Consider the following 22,448-nt stretch of genomic DNA (forward strand, 5'->3'; position numbering starts at 1 on the left):
GACACTTAAGTAAATTGACATATTACTAGATCGGTTGCAAAATCGTGATTAGTTGCTGCCAACCAAATATTTTCGATCGAGCGGAGTAAATAAATATGAATCGAGAGCGGGAAGCGTTAGTTGGACGGCAGCTTCTGGCGGGCGGAGGCGAAATGGGGGCATTAATTCGCTCCTATGATTGGTCGCTTACAAAGCTAGGTGCGATCGAATCTTGGTCTGGAAGCTTAAAAACTGCCTTAAGCATTTGCTTGAACTCCCGCTTTCCGATGGTAATCTGGTGGGGCAAAGAACTGATCTTGCTCTACAACGATGCGTGGCGACCGATTCTGGGCACTAAGCACCCCAACTCGTTAGGCAAGCCCGGTGAGCAAATTTGGTCGGAGATTTGGGATATTATTGGCGCACAGCTTAACAGCGTACTGGAAACCGGTGAAGCAACTTGGTCAGATGATACCTTGCTATTGGTCGATCGCTTCGGTTATATCGAAGAAGCATATTTTACCTATTCTTACAGTCCGATCTTTTTAGAGAGCGGGGAAGTAGGCGGCGCGTTTACAGCCGTGACCGAAACAACTCAGCGAGTGATTGGAGAACGAAGACTCAGTACCCTGCGAGAACTGGCAGCAAATACAGCAGAAGCCAAGTCGGTAGAAGATACCTGTCGCGCTACTTGTACAACTTTGGCAAATAACCCCTACGATATTCCCTTTGCACTACTGTACTTGGTCGAAGGTGAAGGAAAACAAGCTCAATTGGTGGGAACAACGGGAATTGCCGTCGGAACACCTGCCAGTCCGGAACGGGTGGACTTAACCTTGGGAAACGATCGCTGGAAACTATCTCAAGTTCAGAGAACGAATGAAGCGCAATCGATCGACGATTTAACCATCCAATTTGGCTTTCTCCCAGGTGGCGCGTGGGAAGAACCATCTCGCTGTGCGATCGCCCTACCCATTGCACAATCCGGTCAAAAACAACACTTAGCTGGATTGCTAGTTCTCGGTATTAGTCCGCGACGAGAATTTGACGATAAATATCGCGGCTTTTTTGACTTAGTTGTCAGTCATGTTGCCACTGCGATCGCAGATGCCTCTGCTTACGAGGAAGAAAAAAAACGAGCCGAAGCACTAACAGAACTCGATCGCGCTAAAACCGTCTTTTTTAGCAACGTCAGCCACGAATTTCGCACCCCCCTCACCCTGATGTTGGGGCCGTTAGAAGATTTGTTAAGCGAAGACGAACAATCTTTGCGATCGAACGAACGCGAACAGCTACAAACAGTTCATCGCAATTCCCTCCGCTTGCTCAAGCTAGTCAATACCCTACTGGATTTCTCCCGCATTGAAGCCGGACGCATTCAAGCAGTTTACGAACCTACCGATTTATCAGCTTTTACCGCCGAGTTAGCCAGTGTGTTTCGTTCTGCGATCGAACGAGCGGGAATGCAGCTTGTTGTCAACTGTCCTCCCTTACCCTCACCCGTGTACGTAGACCGAGAAATGTGGGAGAAAATCCTTCTAAATCTGCTCTCCAACGCCTTCAAATTCACCTTGGCAGGTGGCATTACTGTGGCGTTGCAATCGGCTGACGATCGCGTCCAATTAATCGTAAAAGACACAGGTATCGGCATCCCAGCAGATGAAATTCCGCATTTGTTTGAACGTTTCCATCGAGTACCGGGAGCGAGAGGACGCACATTTGAAGGATCTGGTATCGGTCTTTCCTTAGTGCAAGAATTAGTCAAACTGCATGGTGGTGAAATTAATGTCACAAGTGCAGTAGATCGAGGTACTTGCTTTGTCGTTTCCATTCCGATAGGAACAAGTCACCTACCAAGCGATCGCATCAGTGCAACTCGCACTCTAGTTTCTACAGCAACAGGCGCGGCTTCTTACGTCGAGGAAGCATTGCGCTGGCTCCCAGAAGATAATTTTGGATTGCCGATTTTAGATTTTGGATTGAATAACACCGCTTCAAACTCCCAAAATGTTGAAGTCGATGGGCAAACCAACAATCCAAAATCCAAAATCCAAAATCCAAAATCCAAAATCCTTCTGGCTGATGACAACGCCGATATGCGGAACTACGTCAAGCGGCTCTTGAGCCAGCAATATGAGGTGGAAACCGTTGCTGATGGTTTGGCTGCCTTAAATGCGATTCGCGATCGTCCTCCCGACTTGGTATTGACCGATGTAATGATGCCGAGACTGGATGGATTTGAGCTACTGCGATCGCTACGTACCGACCCGAATACTCAGGACATTCCTATCATCTTACTATCGGCTCGTGCTGGAGAAGAATCCCGCATCGAAGGGTTGGAAGCAGGAGCCGATGATTACCTAATTAAACCTTTTTCTGCTCGCGAATTGCTAGCGCGGGTAGAAGGAACGTTAAAACTGTCTCGCCTGCGGCAAGAAGCAGCCCAACGAGAGCAGCAGCTCCGAGTGGAAGCCCAAACTGCACAGGAAGATCTGGAAAATGTTTTGGCAAATATTAATGACCTATTTTATACACTCGATCGCCAGTGGCGCTACACCTATGTCAACGATCGCGTACTGGAAACAGTTGGTCTGCGTAGAGAAGATTTATTAGGCAGAAGTATTTGGGAAATATTTCCCGATCTGAGCGGCAGTCGATTCGAGACAGAAGTACATCGGGCTGTAGCACAGCAAACAGATGTTCGCTTTGAGTTTTTTTATCCAAGTTGGCATCGGTGGTTTGAGAGTCATATATACCCTTCATCGGAAGGAATTGCACTATTTGTAACCGATATTACCGCTCGCAAACAAGCAGAAGAAGCTTTGCGTCAAAGTGAAGAACGCTTTCGCATCAGCCAGGAATTGTCACTTGATGCTTTTACCTTGCTGCGAAGTATCCGCAATGAAGCCGGAACGATCGTCGATTTTGAGTGGATTTATGTCAATCCCAAAGCAGCAGAAATTCTCAAGCGTTCTGCTAGTCAATTAACAGGTCAACGCTTACTGGAAGTTCTCCCAGGTAACAAAATGAATAGCGAACTGTTTGAACGATACGTGCGAGTGGTGGAAACTGGAGAGCCACACGATATCGAACTTTGTTACGAAGCTGACGGAATTATCGGATGGTTCCGCAATATGACCGTCAAGTTAGAAGATGGTATAGCAATCTCTTTTAATGACATCACCGATCGCAAACAGACAGAAGAAGCATTGCGAAAGAGCGAAGAGCGTGCGCGACTGGCAATTAGGATCGGTCAGCTTGGCATTTGGCGCTACGACCCCACCACTAACCTCGTCGAACTGGACGAACGGATGCGTCAAATTTGGGGTGAGTCGGATGATGCGATCGCAATTCCCCTAGCGAGAGTGATGGAACGCATTCACCCCGACGATCGCGAAAAAGTCGCAAATGCTATTAATGCTGCACTCGCTCCCAACTCTTCCGGTACTTACGACATTGACTATCGGATTGTCTGGGATGACGGAACTGAGCGATGGGTATTCGCTAACGGACAAGTGCAATTCGAGGGAGAGGGATTATCCCGACAACCTGTTGGCTTCTTGGGAACTGCGATCGATATCAGCGATCGCAAACAAGCTGAAGAATCCCTACGTCAGAGCGAGGAACGCTATCGCTATTTAGCTGAATCGATTCCGCAATTGGTGTGGACTGCCAACGCCGAGGGAGTGCTGCTCGATCTCAATCAACGCTGGATAGATTTCACAGGTTTAACGCTGGTACAAGTGCAAACTGAAGGTTGGGAAGCTGTTATTTATCCCGAAGATATACCTATTCTCGATCGAAATTGGGCTTTCGCTCAACAAAATGGCACTTACTATCAAGCTGAAGGTCGGATGCGACGGGTAGATGGAGTTTATCGCTGGCATTTGCATCAAGCAGTACCTCTGAAAAACGATCGAGGTCAAATTGTCAAATGGTTTGGTACAGCAACGGATATTGAGGATCGAAAACAACTAGAGCAACAGCGCGATCGCATTCTCCAACAAGAACAAGCTGCACGGGAGGAAGCGGAACAAGCCAATCGCATCAAAGATGAATTTTTGGCTGTGCTGTCCCACGAGTTGCGATCGCCTCTCAATCCGATTTTGGGGTGGGTAAAACTGTTGCAAACTCGCGAGTTTGACTCAGAAGGAATCAAAAAAGCACTCACCACGATCGAGCGCAATGCCAGATTGCAAACTCAACTGATTGACGATTTGTTAGATGTTTCTCGGATCTTGCGAGGTAAGCTCAACTTAAATATGTCTCCGGTTAACCTAGTCACTGTAATTGAGGGAGCAATGGAGACTGTGCGTTTAGCCGCAGAAGCAAAAGAAATCCAAATCCGCACCATCTTGGATCGTTCTGTAGGAAAAGTGTTGGGAGATTCCGGTCGTTTGCAACAAGTCATCTGGAATCTGTTATCGAATGCGGTCAAGTTTACTGCCTCTGGAGGACAACTTGATATTCGTCTAGAGTGCATCGATACTCAAGCTCAGATTACTGTTACTGACACAGGTAAAGGGATTAACCCTGATTTTCTCCCTTATGTATTTGATTATTTCCGTCAAGCTGATAGTTCGACTACTCGCAAGTTCGGTGGCTTAGGCTTGGGGTTAGCTATTGTGCGCCATTTGGTAGAACTTCACGGCGGCACGGTTTGGGCCGAAAGTTCTGGTGAAGAGAAAGGCAGCACTTTTACAGTCAGAATACCGCTCATCAAGAAAGAATTAACTTCCACAACAAACAACAATCCCTCTGTCTCCGATTCTCTCCAAAAAGATCGCATCCTGACGGGTATTCGCATTTTAGTTGTAGACGACGAGGTAGATACCCGTGATTTTTATATATTTGTGCTAGAACAAGCTGGAGCCAGTGTAATTGCCGCAGCATCGGCAAAAGAAGCACTGCAAGTATTAGCAGAGACCGAACTGGATATTTTGCTCAGTGACATCGGTATGCCAGAAATGGATGGCTATATGTTGATGCGTCAAGTCAAAGCATGGCAGACAGCACACAACAAACAGATTCGAGCGATCGCACTGACTGCTTATGCAGGCGAAGTCAACGAACAACAAGCTTTGAAAGCGGGGTTTCAAAAGCATATTTCCAAACCTGTCGATCCACAAGAGTTAGTTAGGGTAGTTGCAGCTTTGATTGATTAATAGTGTCTCGCGCTATCGATCTACTACGATTGATATCAAATCCTGGTTATTTACCCCCTTTCTATTTTTCCTCTTCTCTCCCCTGCCCCCCTGCCCCCCTGCCCCCCCGCACCCCTGCACCCCTGCCCCCCTGCCCCCCTGCCCCCCTGCCCCCCTGCACCCCTGCCCCCCTGCCCCCCTGCACCCCTGCCCCCCTGCCCCCCCTGCGCGTAACAAGTAATGCTAAAGTAAAGCGATCGGCAATTTTCGATGACTTTGGATGAACAGTTTTGATGTGGTAGTTGTTGGTGGTGGGCCTGCTGGCGGTCACTGCGCTCGTTTGTTGGCCAAAGCTGGGTGGCGAGTTTTGCTGGTAGAACGGCACGAAAGTTTCGCGAAAAATATTTTTTCTAGTGCTGGTACTCCTCTAGAAACATTACCAAAGTTTGGCCTGCCGGAAACAGTAGTTGGCAGCTTTTGGCACCAGCTTGCGATCGTTACTACTAATAAACATGGCGTTTGGTCAAGCGATCGTCCTTTGGGTGCGGTGTTGGATTTTGCGAAGTTGCGAGACTTTTTAGCTGAAGATGCGATCGCTTTTGGCGCTCAAGTATGGATGGGCTGTCGCTATGTTAAACATACCAGCACTGACGCCGAAGTTTTGGTGGAACTGCAATTTAAATCTGAAACTGAAAAAATAACAGTGCGTACCAAAGTTTTAGTTGATGCCACTGGCCCAGCTAGAGCGGTAATGCAGCCCAAGTCCGCCGATCGCCCCGATCTGATTAGCGGTACGGGAATTGAATATTTAATCGAAGTGAGCGATCGCGACTATGCGCCTAATGCGGAAACCCTGACTTTCTTTTTGGGTTATAAGTGGATGCCGAAGGGATATTCTTGGATTTTTCCTATGTCGAAAAATCAGTTAAAAGTTGGCGCTGGCATCCTCAATCTGGAATCGGAAGTAATGCACAAAATGCAGCCGCTCAAATATTATATCGATCTGATAATTAAAGAATATATTCAAACTCAAGATTATCGTCTTGTTGATGTTCACGGTTCGACGCTTAAATACAGTCGCGGTTTGCAAGATATTTATTATCAAGATAATGTTATTGCGATTGGCGATGCCGTATCGACTGTGAATTTTTTGGGTGGGGAAGGCATCAGGCACGCTCTACATGGAACGGAAATTGCTGGCGATTATATTGACCAATATTTACATCAAAAAATCACTGATTTTCGAGGTTACCGTCAAGCCATGTATAAAACATTTTATCATACCTGGAAAGTGTCCGAAACTCTCGGCATCAAAAAATATTTGCAAGACAGCGACGCTGCGATCGATCGCACGATCGACTATTTAAATTTATTAACCGCCCAGGATTTAGTTGCGATCCTGTTTTACTATCAATTTGGTAAATTATCAAAAGTGTTTTGGGCCCGATTGTGGTTCAAATGGCAATCGTTTTGGCATAGGTCTAGGGATTAGGGAAGAGAGAAGAGGGAAGAGGGGGAGAGCGGGGGAGCGGGGGAGCGGGGGAGCGAAAGAATTAATATTTTCCCTTTTCTTTTTGACTTTTGACTTTTGACTTTTGACTTTCCCGACGCCCTAGAGCGTCAGTCCAGTAGAATAAATTGACAAAAAGGACGAAATATGTGTTATGTAGGGGCGAAGCATTTGGGCGACAATTTATGGCACAAAACCCAAGATTTTCTGTCCAAATGCTTCGCCCTGCCAGGGTCTAAAGCTAAAACATATTATGTTGCTTTTGTCAACATCTTTTACTGGACTGGCGCTCTAGTCCCTAACCCGACGACACAAAAGGAGTTTTTAATTTGCAAACAGGTTCTTTAACAGTAGTCGGTACTGGCATTCAACTGGTCGGTCATCTGACTTTAGCAGCGCAAGCTCATATTGTGCAAGCGGAGAAACTATTATTCGCCGTAGCTGACCCAGTGACCGCCAAATGGTTGCGATCGCTCAATCCCACCGGCGAAGCTATACCTTATAATACCGATCGCACTCGCAGAAAAGAAACCTATCGCGAGATGGTCGATCGCATCCTCACCGAAGTGCGCCAAGGTTTGAATGTGTGTGCTGTTTTTTACGGACATCCCGGTGTATTTGCCGATCCAGCCCACGGAGCGATCCGACAAGCCCATCAGGAAGGCTTTCGGGCGCAGATGCTACCGGGGATTTCCGCAGAGGATTGTTTATTTGCTGACATCGGTCTCGACCCTGGTGTCAACGGATGCCAAAGTTTTGAAGCGACCGATTTCTTGATTCGGCGGCGTAAATTCGATCGCACCAGCGCCCTGATTTTATGGCAAATTGCCACGATCGGCAATCTCGGTTTCTATCAAGAAGGAGGACATATACACGGATTAACCGTCTTGGCAGAAGTTTTGCAGACACATTATAGTCCTGAGTGGCAAGCGATCGTCTACGAAGCCGCCGTTTATTACCCAATTTGCGAACCGGTTATCCAGCGCGTTTCTCTATCCAAACTACCAGAAGCGAAAGTTACTCCGGTTTCGACCCTTTACGTACCTCCATTTGGCCCAGCACCGCTCGATCGCGAAATGATGGCGCGTTTGAGAATGGGGAAGAGAGGGGGAGCGGGAGAGTGAGGGAGTGGGAGAATAAATCTTTTTGTCTTTTCCTTAATCCAAAATCCAAAATGTTTGACAATCCCGAATTTATCGCCAACCCTTACCCAACTTACAGCGAACTGCGATCGCACAGCCCAATCCATTGGGTTGATATTTTGGGCGGAGCTTGGCTATTACCACGTTATGACGATGTTGTCAATGCTTTGCGCGACCCGCGTCTTTCCGCCCAACAAAGCGACTTGTTTTTTGCCGATTTTCCCCCTGAAATGCAAGGAGAATTTGCCGAATTCAATCGCATTTTTGGGATGTGGTTGCTATCTCTTGATGGTGTGGAACACAATCGCGTCCGTAAGCTGATGAACAAAGGGTTTAAGATGGCGCTGCAAAATCTGCGACCCCGGATTCAAAAAGTAACCGATTTGCTGCTCGATCGCGTGCAAGCTACCGGAGAATTCGACTTGATGCGCGATTTTGCCCTGCCTTTCCCCATGCTGGTGATGGCGGAAATGCTGGGGGTAGATGCCCAGGATCGAGATGATTTCATCTCCTGGTCGGAAGATATTCTCATCATAGCAGATGCGCCGCAAGTTACGCTGGAATTGGCACGCCAAGCTCAAAAAAGTTTGATAGCTCTCAACGAATATTTTCGTACTATCATTGCAGAACGGCGTCAGAATCCGGGCGAGGATTTGATTAGTTTTTTGATTCACGCCGAAGAAGATTCTGTCCTGACAACTGACGAAGTTATCGCCCAATCTTCCCAATTAATTGCGGCTGGATATGCTTCGATTCGCAATTTTTTGGGCAATGGAATATACTTGTTGTTAAAGCATATTGACCAATTGAAAATCTTGCGTAACAACCCATCTTTAATGCCAAATGCTTTGCGAGAATTGTTGCGTTATGAAAGTTCGGCTCAATTTGCCACTCGTTTTGCTAGGGAAGATTTCTTTCTGTACGATCGACTAATTAAAAAAGGCCAAACAGTTATCGCTTTAATCGGTTCCGCCAATCGCGACCCGGAGAAATTTCCCAATCCCGACGTTTTGGATATCACTCGCAACGCCGACCATCACCTCGCCTTCGGCTACGGCGCACACGCTTGTCTGGGCGCTACCCTCACCTACATTCAAGCGGAGATTGCTTTCCTGACTGTAATTCAAAGAATGCCGAATTTACGATTGGTTAACGATACACCAGAATGGAATCCCGGCTTGCTTTTTAGAGGATTTAATTCGCTACCGCTAACTTTTTGAAGACTTATCCCCCAATCTCGATTATGAACCACTCCCATACAATCCCTATCGCCCAAAACCCCAACAATGCCAAAGCTTTTGCCCAACGAGGTGAAAGCTACCGTCAGATGAAACGCTATCCGGAAGCATTGGCAGATTTTAACCGAGCGATCGCACTTTCGCCAAATTACGCTTGGGCTTACGCACACCGAGGCGTCGTTTATCGGCGGTTGTTGCGTTATGAGGAAGCATGGGCAGATTTTAACAAAGCGATCGAACTCAAACCGGATTATGCTTGGGCTTATGCTTATCGGGGCGTTATGTGCAGTATTGCCAATCGCTATGCTGAAGCAGTGGTGGAATTCGATCGTGCGATCGCACTTGATGAGACGATCGGTAAGTATTGGGGTAACGAACGCGGTTTTCCCCTCATGCGACTGGGACGGTACGCCGAAGCAATGGAATGTTACGAGCAAACCTTGACAGCAAGACCGAATGACCCTCTTGCTGTCTATTGCATTGCTGTTAACCAGACTCTTTGGCAAGGATTGGCAAAAGCGCAAACCGAAATCGATCGAGCGCGGACTGTCTTGCAGTCAATGGTGGATGCAGAAGAAACCCGGTTTTTCAAAGAAACCGGGTTTCTGTCTAACTCCGACGAAACTGCCAATCCAAAATCCCAAATCCAAAATCTAAAATGGTACGGTGGTAGCGATATCGCCCTTTACGCATTGGGCGGTTTGGCTGCATTGGCGGGGGACTTCGACAAAGCATTGAACTATTTGCAAGCAGCTATATCCGTTGAATACGACCTCAACGTCGAGATGGTGCGTAATGACCCGGCTTGGTTTAATTTGCACAGCGATCCCCGTTTTCAAGTCTTAACTAATTGCAAAAATCGTTGAGATTGAAGCTTAATAGTGGTATAACTCAAGCAATACAGTCAAAAAATTTGCACCTACCTAAAGAGGGACTAATTTTGACCAAGCTATACGAGTTATTGACCGATTTGGCCACCAACCCCCAGAAACAGGCTGCATTTGCCCAGTCTCCCAGCGCCGTAATGGATGCGGCGGGGTTAAGTGAAGTCGAGCAAGCCATTGTCAAGAGCGGCGAAAGAGCTAAAATTATGGCTGCTTTTGCAGAAGAACTGCCTGTATTGTCGATGATTCATCGAGAACCCGATCCCGATCCTTCTCCCGATCCAGACACAACACCCGATCCAGACACAACACCCGATCCAGAGGTTTAAAAAGGCTTGAGATGATAGTAACTTAACCTTTGGTGCTTTGATGGCTGTAAAAACAGCCGTTCAGCGATTTAGCACCTCCACAATTGAGTCATTAGCAAGGTGTAGATAATTATTATGGCAGAGCAAGAAAACTTAAGGATTGTCAAGCAAATAGTCGGTGAATATACCGAAGGCGAACTCCCAACTCCGCCAGAAGAACTTTTGGCAGAGAATGTAGAATGGATTGTGTCTGGATCGATTGATGACCCTTTTGTCGGTCACTATCACGGTCGCGAAAAGGTTAAAGAGGTTTTTGCCAAATTCAGTGAGTTAACAGAAGTACAAAGCGGCTATAAGATCGAAGACTACATTACCCAAGGCGATAAGGTGATCGTTAAAGGGCATGAGCAACTCCGTTTCAAGCACAGCGGTCGTGTTGTGGAAGGCAGCTTTGCATATTTCGTTACTTTGAAAGATGGCAAAATTGTTAAATTTCATGCCATCTATGGTTCTCCGTAGATAACAGATATATCCAAATTTAATTGTTCAAAGCAAAATCTTCGGTGCAGACCTACTTCTGATGCTTGAGAAAGCGATCCAGCAAAGTAGGTAACTGCACATTTTTCTATAACAGGGTGTTTCAGAAACAGTCAGTAGGTGAATGTGAATAAACTTGGAACCGGGCAGGCAAGATCCCCATTTTACAGGAAAGCTAAAATAGTTTTGGCTGGGCGTCTTGCCTTTGTATTAAAATAACTTTTCGTCAGATGTTTAGATAACTATTTTTACTTTATTTACTTACACTTAAGTTAATTTTGGAACAAACTATGATAAATATAGCATTTTCAGGCTACCAAATAACCAAAAAACTCCACGAAAGCGATAACTCCTTGGTTTATCGCGGACTTCGCCAACTAGATAAACAACCAGTTATCCTCAAGATCCTCAAGGAACTTTACCCACCGCCGGAAAAAATTGCTTGGTTCAAGCGAGAGTATGAAGTCATTTGTAACCTGAACCTAGCTGGCGTAGTAAATGCCTACAGTTTGGAAAGAGATGGCAACCGCTGGGTGATGGTATTAGAAGACTTTGGAGGGATATCTCTAGCCCAGTTAATGCAAGCAGAAGAAACCTCTCCCCCAAGCCCTCTCCTACAAGGAGAGGGGAGAAATCTTCCGCTTCCCCCCTTACCTCGTAGGGAAGCGGGGTTTGGCGAGTTAGGTTCTTTGGCAGATTTTTTAACAGTAGCTGTTCAGATTAGCGAGATTTTGGGTCAAATTCACCAGCAGCATATTATTCACAAAGATATTAACCCAGCAAATATTATTCTGAATCCAACTACCGGGCAAGTAAAACTTATTGATTTTGGAATTTCTACAGTTATTTCGCGAGAAAATGCCACTTTTCGCAATCCAAATGTCTTAGAAGGAACGCTGGCCTATATTTCGCCAGAGCAAACCGGACGTATGAACCGTCCCATCGATTATCGCACAGATCTTTACTCGTTGGGAGTCACATTCTACCAGTTACTAACGGGCGAGTTACCCTTTCCGATAGAAGATGCGATCGAATTGGTGCATTGCCATATTGCCAAAGTTCCCTTACCGCCGCACCAACTAAAACCAGAAATTCCCCAGATAATTTCACAAATCGTCCTCAAATTAATGGCAAAAAATGCCGAAGACCGCTACCAATCCGCCTACGGAATGAAAGCAGATTTAGAGCAATGTCTGCATCAATGGCAGCAGAAAAAGCAAATAGCTCCCTTTCCTCTAGGGCGTGCCGATGCTTCAGATCGCTTTCAAATTCCCCAAAAATTGTATGGGCGAGAAAAAGAAATAGAAACCTTATTGGCATCCTTCGATCGCGTTAGCTTAGGAGCCAGCGAATTAATGTTGGTGGCAGGATATTCCGGGATTGGTAAATCAGCTTTAGTACAGGAAGTTTATAAACCCATCACTGGCTCGCGAGGGTATTTTATTGCCGGGAAATTCGATCAATTTCAACGCAATATACCCTACGCCTCCCTTATCCAAGCATTTCGTTCTTTAATCCTACAGTTACTAACAGAAAGTAAAGTCCAAATAGACGCTTGGCGTGAAAAGTTGCTGCTTGCCTTGGGTTCAAACGGTCAAGTGATGATAGAAGTAATCCCCGAATTAGAATTAATTATCGGACAGCAACCGCAAGTACCTGTTTTAGCACCAGCGGAAGCAGAAAATCGGTTTAATCTCGTTTTCGGGAAATTCATAAAAGTATTTACTCAACCACAACATCCCCTCTGCATTTTCTTGGACGATTTACAGTGGAGCGATGGTGCTTCGCTGAAATTAATTGAACGTTTGATGACGGCGGCAGATAGTAAATATCTGTATTTAATTGGAGCCTATCGGGACAACGAAGTCAGCGAAGCACATCCCCTCATGCTGACGTTGGCAGAGATCGAGAAGGCTAATGCAACGATCGATCGCATCTTCCTTTCTCCACTAAAATTGTCCGATGTTAATCAGTTAATAGTAGATACCCTTCATTGCGGCTCGGAGACAGCTTTACCCCTAGCAAAATTAACAGTTGCTAAAACAGGCGGTAATCCTTTCTTTATCAATGAATTCTTAAAAGCTCTCTATGCAGAAGGATTAATTTCTTTTGACTATCAGCAAGGCAGTTGGCAATATAATTTACCGGAAATTAAAAACCGGGGCTTTACTGATAATGTAGTTGAACTGATGGCAGGAAAAATTCAAAAATTGCCAGAGCAAACACAAGCCGTGTTGAAACTGGCCGCTTGTATTGGCAATCAATTTGACCTCCAAACTCTAGCAGTAGTCTATGAAAAATCTCTCCGAGAAACAGCAGGCGATTTGTGGCAAGCAATTGCAGAAAATTTAATCTTACCTTTAAGCGATACTTACAAACTATTAGACCTCGATCTGCAAGATTTGGTCGGTCAAGTAAATGTTGAATATAAGTTTGCCCACGATCGTATCCAACAAGCAGTTTACTCCCTTATTCCTACGGAAGACAAGCAAGCTTTTCATTTGCGAGTAGGAGAATTGTTACTGCAAAATACACCGGCAGATAAGCGCAAGCAAGAAATATTTGAAATAGTCAATCAACTCAATCAGGGTAGAGATTTGATTCAGCAACAAGCAAAGCGATACGAACTAGCTGAATTAAACTTGCTGGCAGGACAGAAAGCAAAAGCCTCCGCAGCTTATCAGCCAGCATTTAATTACTTGCAAATAGGCATTGAATTGCTGAAAGACGAGTCAAGCTGGAAGCGGCAGTATGACCTGACTTTGGGGCTATATGTACAAGCTGCCGAAGCAGGGTATTTGAGCGGAAACTTTGAGGATATGAGACGATTGGCATCTGAGGTGCGAAACCATGCTAAAGCTCTACTCGATAAAGTGAAAGTCTATAAAGTTGAGATTCTGGCTCATCTTGCCCAAAACAAACTAATGGAAGCGTTGCAAACCGCTCTTGATGTACTGAAATTGTTGAGTATTACATTTCCAGAACAGCCAAGTGAATCAGATTTTATGCTTGCGTTACAAGAAGTTAATTCAGTTTTGGGTGAAAAACAAATTAAAGCTTTGGTCAATTTACCAGAAATAACCAATCCAGAAAAAATGGCGGCGATAGATATTATGAATTATTTAAATTCTATCAGCTATAAAGCCGCTCCTCAATTGTTGCCGTTATCTGTGTTTAAACAGGTCAATTTGTCTATAAAATACGGGAATGCGCCTGAATCTAGTTATGCTTATGCCTGTTATGCAATGATTCTTTGTGGCCTAATGGGAGACATTGATTCCGGCTATGCTTTTGGTCAAATAGCCTTAAATATATTAGAAAAGCTTAATGTTAGAAATCTCAAAGCAGGTACGTTAAACTTAGTTTACTGCACTACAAGCCATTGGAAGGAACATCTCAAAGCTGGTTTACAACCTTTACTGGATGGCTATCAAAGCGGACTAGAAACAGGTGCTTTAGATATGGCTAGCTATTGTGCTTTAGCACGCTGTAACCAGTCTTATTTTATGGGCAAGCAACTGAATAAATTAGAACGAGAAATGGCTTCTTATAGTAGCGTTATCAGCGAATTAAAGCAACAAACTATCGCTAATTACAATGAAGTGTGGAGACAGTCCGTACTGAATCTAATTGGGCAAAATGAGAATCCAATCCAGTTGATTGGTGAAGCTTACAACGAAGAAAAAATGCTGTCTGTTCACTTGGCAGCAAAAGATCGCTCGGGGGTTTATTACTTATCTCTCAATAAATTAGTTCTTTGCTATTTATTTGGTGAATACTCGCAAGCTATTCAAGTTGCAGCTAGAGCAGAAGAGTATTTAGACGGAACCATAGGAATGATACCTTTCTACCAATTCCATTCTTGGGATTCCCTAGCTCATCTCGCTGTATTTCCCGATGCTGACGAACCAGAAAAAGAACGCATTCTCGCCAAAGTCGCCGCCAACCAACAAAAATTAGAAACATGGGCTAATCATGCGCCCATGAACTACCTGCACAAATTCTATCTAGTCGAAGCCGAACGCGCCCGCATTTTAGGTAAATACGGCGACGCCAGAGAATATTACGACACAGCCATTGAATTAGCCCGCGAAAACGAATACCTCAACGAAGAAGCCCTCGCCAACGAACTCGCAGGCAAATTCTATCTAACCAGAAACCAAACTCATTTTGCCCGCCACTACCTGCAAAACGCTCGCTACCTCTACCAACAATGGGGTGCAGCCGCCAAAGTCAAACATTTAGAAACCCAATATCCAGAATTCTTCACCGCCGCCTCAACCACTTCTTCCCCCACCAAAACCACCATTTCCACTATCACCACCACAGGCGGAACAACTTCCGGTCAACTAGATTTAGCCAGCGTCCTCAAAGCTTCCCAAGCCATATCCGGCGAAATCCTCCTCGATAAATTGCTCGCCAAACTAATGAAAATCCTGATCGAAAATGCAGGCGCACAAAAAGGATTTCTCATTCTCCCCGCCCCAAAACAATCAGAAAGCGAAGCAACTAACTGGGTAATCGAAGCATCCGGAACAGTCGATGCTGACGAAGTAACCACCCTGCAATCCATCCCCGTAGACTTAGTAGATTCCTCCACCGGAATTCCCCTCCTCAGTACCGCCATCGTCAACTACGTCGCCCGTCGCCAAGAAATCGCAGTTCTCGACAACGCCGCCGAAGAAATCCAAAATCCCTCCTCCCAAATCCAAACTCGTAACGACCCCTACCTCCTGCACGCCAAACCCAAATCTCTTCTCTGCATTCCCCTCCTCAATCAAGGCAAACTCAGCGGCATTTTATATCTCGAAAATAACCTCACCACCGGCGCATTTACCGCCGACAGATTGGAACTCTTAAAACTTTTATCTTCCCAAGTAGCCATCTCCATAGAAAACGCCAAACTCTACCGAGAAACTACCGCCCTCAACGAAGAACTGAAAACACTCGACAAACTCAAAGACGACTTTTTAGCCAACACTTCCCACGAACTCCGTACCCCTCTCAACGGCATCATCGGCATCGCCGAATCCCTCATCGACGGTGCCGCCGGACGCCTCAACGACAAGCAAACTGCCAACCTTTCAATGGTAGTTGCCAGCGGCAGAAGATTGGAACGTTTGGTCAACTACGTCCTCGACTTTTCCCAACTCAACAAAGGGAAAATGGAACTGCAAACAAAACCCGTCGATTTCCGCCAAATCGCCGAAATTGTCCTCACCCTTTCCAAACCGCTTTTGGGTGAAAAATTCCTCCAACTCAAAAACGAAATTCCCGCCAATCTCCCCCCCATTGAAGGCGACGAAAATCGCCTCCAACAAATCATGCACAACTTAATCGGCAACGCCATTAAGTTTACCGCCGCCGGTTCGGTCACCGTTTCCGCCATCCAGAAAAACGGTATGGTCGAAGTAACAGTTACCGACACCGGTATCGGCATTCCCCGCGAAAAATTTGCCGATATCTTTAAATCTTTCGAGCAAGTTGACGCCTCCATTTCCCGCGAATACGGTGGCACTGGATTGGGCTTAAGCATCACCAAACAACTGGTAGAATTGCACGGCGGCACCATCTGGCTAGAATCGGAAATCGGCAAAGGTTCCAGCTTCACCTTTACCCTCCCCACCAGCAGCCAAACACCGGAAATAACCGCTCAATTAACGCAAGAAATTACCAAAGTGCGGGAAGAAGTCGCAGCGCCGCGATTGGTGCCTGTAGAAGTATTACCTTCCCAAGCCGATTTTACCATTTTAGTGGTAGATGACGAACCGATTAATTTGCAAGTAGTCACCAACCACTTATCTATGTACAACTACAACATCATCCAAGCTATCAGCGGTGCCGATGCTTTAGAAATTGTGGAAACACAGCGCCCCGATTTGATAGTTTTGGATATCATGATGCCGAAAGTATCCGGTTACGAAGTTTGCCAAAAAATTCGCGAACACCACAGCGTCAACGAATTGCCCATTTTAATGCTAACTGCCAAAAATCAAATCGCCGATTTGGTACAGGGTTTTAGTGTGGGCGCTAACGATTATCTCACCAAACCAATCTCCAAAAACGAACTGATCGCTCGCATTCAAACTCAAATCAAATTGTGCAATTTGGAAGCATTACGCCAAAGCGAAGCGCGAGAAAGAGAGAAAGCCCGTCAGTTAGAAGAAGCCATGCAAAAGCTGCAACGCACCCAAGCCCAACTCATCCAAACCGAAAAAATGTCCAGTTTGGGGCAGCTAGTCGCCGGCGTCGCCCACGAAATCAATAACCCCACCAACTTTATCTACGGCAATATCATTTATATCAAACAGTACAGCGAACAATTGCTCGATCTTGTCACACTTTACCAGCAACACTATCCCAATCCCACCGCCGAAATTGCCGAAGCGCTTTTAGACAACGAAATCGAATTTTTAAGCGAAGATTTGGAGAGAATTTTGTCCTCAATGCAAAACGGTGCCGAACGCATCCGCAAAATAGTTTTGGCACTGCGAAACTTCTCCCGACACGATGAATCCGAGACCAAACCTGTGAATATTCACGAAGGTATTGACAGTACCTTGATGCTGTTGCAGTCTCGCCTGAAACCAGAAGGCGGACGTTTGGAAATCAACGTCATTAAAGAATACGGCAACCTACCCAAAGTGACTTGTCAAGCTTCACAAATCAACCAAGTATTTATGAATATTTTCGCCAATGCCATTGATGCTTTGGAAGGATACAGTAAATTTCAAGTCGCGCATCTGAAAGAATCGCACCCAATACCCACCATTCGCATTCGCACAGAACAAACTACCCCCAACGCGATCGCCATCCGAATCAGCGATAATGGCCCAGGTATGATACCGGAGGTAGTTGACAAAATCTTCGATCCGTTCTTCACCACAAAACCTGTAGGGTCTGGCACCGGCTTGGGTCTGTATATCTCCCACTCGATCGTTGTAGAATCTCACAGCGGTCAACTCAGTTGCATTTCCATACCCGGACAGGGGTCGGAGTTTGTTATGGAAATTCCGATTAAGTGAAAGAGGGGAACCCCACCCCCAGCCCCTCCCCGTCTACGGGGAGGGGAGCAAGCCCCGACGGTCTACGGGGAGGGGAGCAAGCCCCGACGGTCTACGGGGAGGGGAGCTAGAGCGTCAGTCCACTAGAATGAATTGACAAAAACAACGAAATATGTATTGTGTAGGGGCGAAGCAAGAGGGCGACAATCGATCGCCAGAAGCAACAATTTTTATGTCCTCTTGCTTCGCCCTGCCGAGGTTTCTATACAAATACACATCTTATTTCTTTTGTCAATCTCTTTTACTGGACTGGCGCTCGACGCCCGACGGTCTACGGGGAGGGGAGCAAGAATGAGTGGGGGAGTGGGAGAACGAGATACCGAGCAGAAATTCGTGATTTTGACTTTTGCCTTTTGACTTTTGACTTTTGACTTTTGACTTTACGCACTGTATGTGTAAATCGTTACCGAAAAAGGCAGGCAATATAGAGAAAATATGATTTTCGATCGATTTTGGGTCAACAAATTCTATACTCACAGGCAGCCAAAATCTAAAATCCTAAAGGATAAGAGCTATGCAAACTGTACCCAATCCAGTCCTCGAATGTAAGCCGATTATACAAGTAGAAGACGATCGCACGGGATTGAGCATTGAAGCGCTCAAACGAGGGTTCTTGGATAACCTTTTCTACGTACAAGGCAAGTTTTCCGGGATTGCCACCAAAAACGATTGCTACATGGCATTAGCTTACACAGTACGCGATCGCTTATTCAAACGCTGGGTAGACACGGCCCAGAGTTACACGAAAAACGGTTCGCGGACAGTTTGTTATCTTTCCGCAGAATTCCTCATGGGCCCACACCTGGGCAACAACCTGATCAATTTGGGTATCTACGACCAAGTTAAACAAGCCATTGAAGAATTAGGACTCGACTTCTACGAATTACTCGAACAAGAAGAAGAACCCGGACTGGGTAACGGCGGTTTGGGGCGATTAGCTGCGTGTTACCTCGATTCGATGGCCAGCTTGGAGATTCCCTCTCTAGGTTACGGCATTCGCTACGAATTCGGTATTTTCGAGCAAAAAATTCAAGATGGCTGGCAAGTCGAAATCACTGACAAATGGTTGCGCTTCGGCAATCCGTGGGATGTCGCCCGTCCGGAATGGTCAGTGGAAGTGAAACTGGGCGGTCATACAGAATCTTATGTTGACGAGAACGATCGCTATCGAGTCCGCTGGATTCCCTTCCAAGTTGTCAAAGGCATCCCCTACGACACACCGATTTTAGGATACAAAGTCAACACTGCCAATACCTTAAGATTGTGGGCAGCCGAAGCACCGGAATCCTTCGATTTTGAAGCCTTCAACTCAGGCGATTACGTAAAAGCCGTCCAAGCCAAGATGACTTCGGAGAACCTCTCGAAAGTCCTCTACCCCAACGACAACGTATCCCAAGGTAAAAAATTGCGGTTGGCGCAGCAAATCTTTTTCGTGTCATGTTCCCTACAAGACATGATTCGGATTATGAAAGGGCAAAAGATTCCCTTGGAAAAATTCCACGAAAAATTTGTCATCCAACTCAATGATACCCATCCTTCGATCGCCGTCGCCGAATTGATGCGATTGTTAGTGGACGAATACGGAATGGAGTGGGAACAAGCTTGGGAGATTACTACCAAAGCTTTCGCTTATACCAACCATACCCTCTTACCAGAAGCCTTAGAAAAATGGCCTCTGGGCTTGTTTGGGGAACTACTGCCCCGACACCTGCAAATAATTTATGAAATTAACCGTCATTTCCTCGACGATGTGCGGATCAAGTTTCCCGATGATTTCGATCGACTGAAACGAATGTCCCTCATTGACGAAAGCGGGGAACGCTACATCCGCATGGCTAATTTGGCTTGCGTGGGTAGCTTTGCGATTAATGGCGTGGCGCAATTGCACACCGAACTGCTGCAAAAAGATGTCTTGCACGACTTCTACGAAATGTACCCAGAGAAGTTCAACAACAAGACAAATGGCATCACCCCGCGCCGTTTCATGGTATTGAGCAATCCCCGACTGTGCGAACTGATTGACAGCAAGATTGGCAATACCTGGATCAAAAATTTGCACGAACTTCGCCAATTAGAAAGTTTTGCAGAAGATGCAGAATTTCGCCAGAAATTCCGGCAAATCAAACAAGCAATCAAGCAAGATTTAGCTGAATATATCAAAGCCAAAAACGGGATTGATGTCGATGCCAATTCCTTGTTTGATATTCAAGCCAAACGCTTCCACGAATACAAGCGCCAGCACTTAAATGCGCTGCACATCATTACCCTGTACAACCGCATCAAGGCGAATCCGAATATTGATATTACACCGCGCACTTTCTTATTCGGAGGTAAAGCAGCCCCCGGTTATTACATCGCCAAGTTGACTATCAAGTTAATCAATTCGATCGGTGAAGTAGTCAACCGCGACCCCGATGTCAGAGGACGGCTGAAAGTTGTGTTTCTGGAAGATTACAGCGTTAAATTTGCCCAACGAGTTTATCCGGCGGCGGATTTATCGGAACAAATTTCCACAGCCGGAAAGGAAGCTTCTGGAACTGGAAACATGAAATTTGCTCTCAACGGGGCGCTCACTATTGGCACTTTAGATGGCGCGAATGTGGAAATCCGCGAAGAAGTAGGAGCGGAAAATTTCTTCCTGTTTGGATTGACCGCAGAAGAAGTGTATGCCAAAAAAGCAGAGGGCTACAACCCGATGTATTATTACAACAGCGACCCGGAATTGAAATTGGCGATCGATCGCATTTCTTCCGGCTTCTTCTCCCACGGCGATACCAATTTGTTTAAACCTTTGTTGGATACCCTATTGTATCGCGATGAATATATGCTTTTGGCAGACTATCGTGCTTATATAGAATGCCAAGAACAAGTCAGTCAAGCTTACCGAGATGCGGAAAACTGGACGCGAATGGCCATCCTAAATGTAGCGCGGATGGGCAAATTTTCTTCCGATCGATCGATTAGGGATTATTGTGAAGATATTTGGCAAATTCAACCAATCAAAATTGAATTGTCAGAATATCTGCAAACAGATGTCGATCGATTGAAGATAATCAACGAAGAGTCATTTGCGCTCGGTCATTAGACATCTCCAAAATAGTAGAGACGTTGTATACAACTTCTCTACTATTGTTCCAGGTAAGATACCTTTTCCTACCATTACTGAAGCTTAAACCCTTTAGCGGCTAATTGCTGGCGGAGACTTTGAATAATTACATAATCCAGCGTATTCTCGCCACCATTGACATTAGCTTGGCGCTGTTTTATGACATATTCGTCACGTTTTTGAGATAAGTCGCGGATTGTAGCTTGAATTCTCTCTCTTTCCGCTTTCTTTCTCGCTACATATTCGCGTTTTTGCCCTAAACTCATACCCCGCATAACTGGCGGCAAAGCATCATCTGATAATTGTTCAAGGGTAACGATACCTCGATCGAGAGCATCAATTAAATCCCAAGAAGCGTTATTATAATATTGAGAAGCTTTGGAGATACCGCGAGATGCTATATTTTCAGCAGAGTTACGGTCTTCAATAGCCTGACGTTCTTGTCCTGCTGCTCCTCTCGCACCATAGGGAATGTAAGTTTGATTGAGTTGAGCATTCAAAGCAGCAATTTGCTCATCGTAAGGCGACTTAATAAATTCAATCTTTTTGTCTTGGTTAATATTGAAGTGACTGCCTTTTGCTAAAGTAGCTCCCGAAGCCCAAAGTTGTCGCTCCTGACTTTCCGCCGAACCGCAGTAGATCGTATTAACGAGTATATCGCCATTCACAGCGAGATTCACAGCTTGACTCCAACGTACCGGCCCTTGATCGAATGGTTCGTTACCCGCAATAAAAATAACGCGAAAATCTTCTTTGTCTTTACTCCAGTTTAATTGCTGCATCGCCGATCGAATTACCCAACCAGCATATTCTTGACCGCCGTTAGTTTGAATACTAAATAGCTTTTCGGAAACCAAATCTAACTCAGAAGTAAATCCTGTTAAGAGTCTCACAAAACCTTCTTGGGAAGGTAAACTATCGTTACCGTAATGGTAGAGAGCGACTTCTAACTCCGGTACTTCGCCATCTTTGGTTACTTTAGACAAAGAATTAACAATTTGCCAGATTTGCGTGCGCGTTTGGTCGATCAGTCCATCCATGCTATTGCTAGAATCGAGCAGGATCGCCATCTGAATTTTCGCTTTAGCAAAAGCTTTGATAGGAAAACACAAGATGCTCAAAGTTAGAGCTGTAGCGAATAAAATGCGAGTGAGTTTTGGCATGGCTTTTTCCGAGTCCTTATCGTTATAGCTAGGGGTTAGCTAGATTCGTAGGTTGGGTTGAGGTACGAAACCCAACTAAAGAAGCTAAGCTACATTTAGATTCGTAGGTTGGGTTGAGGTACGAAACCCAACTAAAGCGTTGGGTTTCGCTGCACTCAACCCAACCTACAAAGAAGCTACAAAGAAGCTAAGCTAAATTTAGCCGATCGATCTCTCTGTTGCCAAAAATGTAACGAAATCTCTACGACAACGCGAGAGTCCCCAGGCGAGAGCGCTAGCAGTCTGGAGAGGGATAGCGACTAAAGATGGGGGTTCGATGCCTCCATCTTTAGTAATTTGATGGTATAATTGTTCGATATTCTTCACAATTTAA

At 45.6% G+C, this 22,448-nt stretch carries 11 protein-coding genes; 9 read left to right on the forward strand and 2 right to left on the reverse strand.

What is annotated here, in order from left to right; translation table 11 throughout:
• Positions 1 to 95 precede the first annotated feature (95 nt).
• From ACE1CD_RS17470 to ACE1CD_RS17510, 9 genes are all read left to right on the forward strand, one after another.
• Positions 96 to 5,144 carry an ATP-binding protein gene (locus ACE1CD_RS17470; RefSeq protein ID WP_374825748.1) on the forward strand — a complete coding sequence of 1,683 codons (5,049 nt, stop codon included), beginning with the start codon at positions 96 to 98 and terminating at the stop codon, positions 5,142 to 5,144.
• A gap of 259 nt (positions 5,145 to 5,403) precedes the next feature.
• The gene (locus ACE1CD_RS17475) at positions 5,404 to 6,615 is read left to right on the forward strand and encodes an NAD(P)/FAD-dependent oxidoreductase (RefSeq protein ID WP_374825750.1); all 1,212 of its coding nucleotides are present in this window, start codon (positions 5,404 to 5,406) and stop codon (positions 6,613 to 6,615) included.
• A gap of 347 nt (positions 6,616 to 6,962) precedes the next feature.
• The gene (locus tag ACE1CD_RS17480; protein WP_374825752.1) at positions 6,963 to 7,757 is read left to right on the forward strand and encodes an SAM-dependent methyltransferase; all 795 of its coding nucleotides are present in this window, start codon (positions 6,963 to 6,965) and stop codon (positions 7,755 to 7,757) included.
• A 50-nt stretch (positions 7,758 to 7,807) separates the two neighbouring features.
• Positions 7,808 to 8,995 carry a cytochrome P450 gene (locus ACE1CD_RS17485; protein WP_374825754.1) on the forward strand — a complete coding sequence of 396 codons (1,188 nt, stop codon included), beginning with the start codon at positions 7,808 to 7,810 and terminating at the stop codon, positions 8,993 to 8,995.
• Between the two features lie 23 nt (positions 8,996 to 9,018).
• A complete protein-coding gene (locus ACE1CD_RS17490) occupies positions 9,019 to 9,879 on the forward strand; it encodes a tetratricopeptide repeat protein (RefSeq protein WP_374825756.1) in 861 nt (286 codons plus the stop codon).
• Positions 9,880 to 9,953: 74 nt separating this feature from the next.
• A complete protein-coding gene (locus ACE1CD_RS17495) occupies positions 9,954 to 10,226 on the forward strand; it encodes a hypothetical protein (protein WP_374825758.1) in 273 nt (90 codons plus the stop codon).
• Positions 10,227 to 10,340: 114 nt separating this feature from the next.
• The gene (locus ACE1CD_RS17500) at positions 10,341 to 10,724 is read left to right on the forward strand and encodes a nuclear transport factor 2 family protein (RefSeq protein WP_374825760.1); all 384 of its coding nucleotides are present in this window, start codon (positions 10,341 to 10,343) and stop codon (positions 10,722 to 10,724) included.
• Between the two features lie 308 nt (positions 10,725 to 11,032).
• Positions 11,033 to 17,767, forward strand: coding sequence for an ATP-binding protein (locus ACE1CD_RS17505; protein WP_374825762.1), 6,735 nt, complete (start codon positions 11,033 to 11,035; stop codon positions 17,765 to 17,767).
• Positions 17,768 to 18,320: 553 nt separating this feature from the next.
• A complete protein-coding gene (locus ACE1CD_RS17510) occupies positions 18,321 to 20,891 on the forward strand; it encodes a glycogen/starch/alpha-glucan phosphorylase (protein WP_374794201.1) in 2,571 nt (856 codons plus the stop codon).
• Between the two features lie 74 nt (positions 20,892 to 20,965).
• Here ACE1CD_RS17510 and ACE1CD_RS17515 read toward each other — a convergent pair whose 3' ends face one another.
• Both ACE1CD_RS17515 and ACE1CD_RS17520 read right to left on the reverse strand, forming a co-directional pair.
• Entirely contained in the window at positions 20,966 to 22,075 is a 1,110-nt protein-coding gene (locus ACE1CD_RS17515; protein WP_374825764.1) for a hypothetical protein, read from the reverse strand.
• 198 nt (positions 22,076 to 22,273) lie between these two features.
• A complete protein-coding gene (locus tag ACE1CD_RS17520) occupies positions 22,274 to 22,441 on the reverse strand; it encodes a hypothetical protein (protein ID WP_374794199.1) in 168 nt (55 codons plus the stop codon).
• Positions 22,442 to 22,448: the final 7 nt, after the last annotated feature.

Source organism: Aerosakkonema sp. BLCC-F183 (assembly GCF_041929145.1).
Taxonomy (GTDB): domain Bacteria; phylum Cyanobacteriota; class Cyanobacteriia; order Cyanobacteriales; family Aerosakkonemataceae; genus Aerosakkonema.

What these genes read in the sequence shown, in the direction of transcription:
- ACE1CD_RS17470 (WP_374825748.1), top strand. Translation starts at nt 96, where the DNA reads ATGAATCGAGAGCGGGAAGCGTTAGTTGGACGGCAGCTTCTGGCGGGC.
- ACE1CD_RS17475 (WP_374825750.1), top strand. Translation starts at nt 5,404, where the DNA reads ATGAACAGTTTTGATGTGGTAGTTGTTGGTGGTGGGCCTGCTGGCGGT.
- ACE1CD_RS17485 (WP_374825754.1), top strand. Translation starts at nt 7,808, where the DNA reads ATGTTTGACAATCCCGAATTTATCGCCAACCCTTACCCAACTTACAGC.
- ACE1CD_RS17490 (WP_374825756.1), top strand. Translation starts at nt 9,019, where the DNA reads ATGAACCACTCCCATACAATCCCTATCGCCCAAAACCCCAACAATGCC.
- ACE1CD_RS17500 (WP_374825760.1), top strand. Translation starts at nt 10,341, where the DNA reads ATGGCAGAGCAAGAAAACTTAAGGATTGTCAAGCAAATAGTCGGTGAA.
- ACE1CD_RS17505 (WP_374825762.1), top strand. Translation starts at nt 11,033, where the DNA reads ATGATAAATATAGCATTTTCAGGCTACCAAATAACCAAAAAACTCCAC.
- ACE1CD_RS17510 (WP_374794201.1), top strand. Translation starts at nt 18,321, where the DNA reads ATGCAAACTGTACCCAATCCAGTCCTCGAATGTAAGCCGATTATACAA.
- ACE1CD_RS17515 (WP_374825764.1), bottom strand. Translation starts at nt 22,075, where the DNA reads ATGCCAAAACTCACTCGCATTTTATTCGCTACAGCTCTAACTTTGAGC.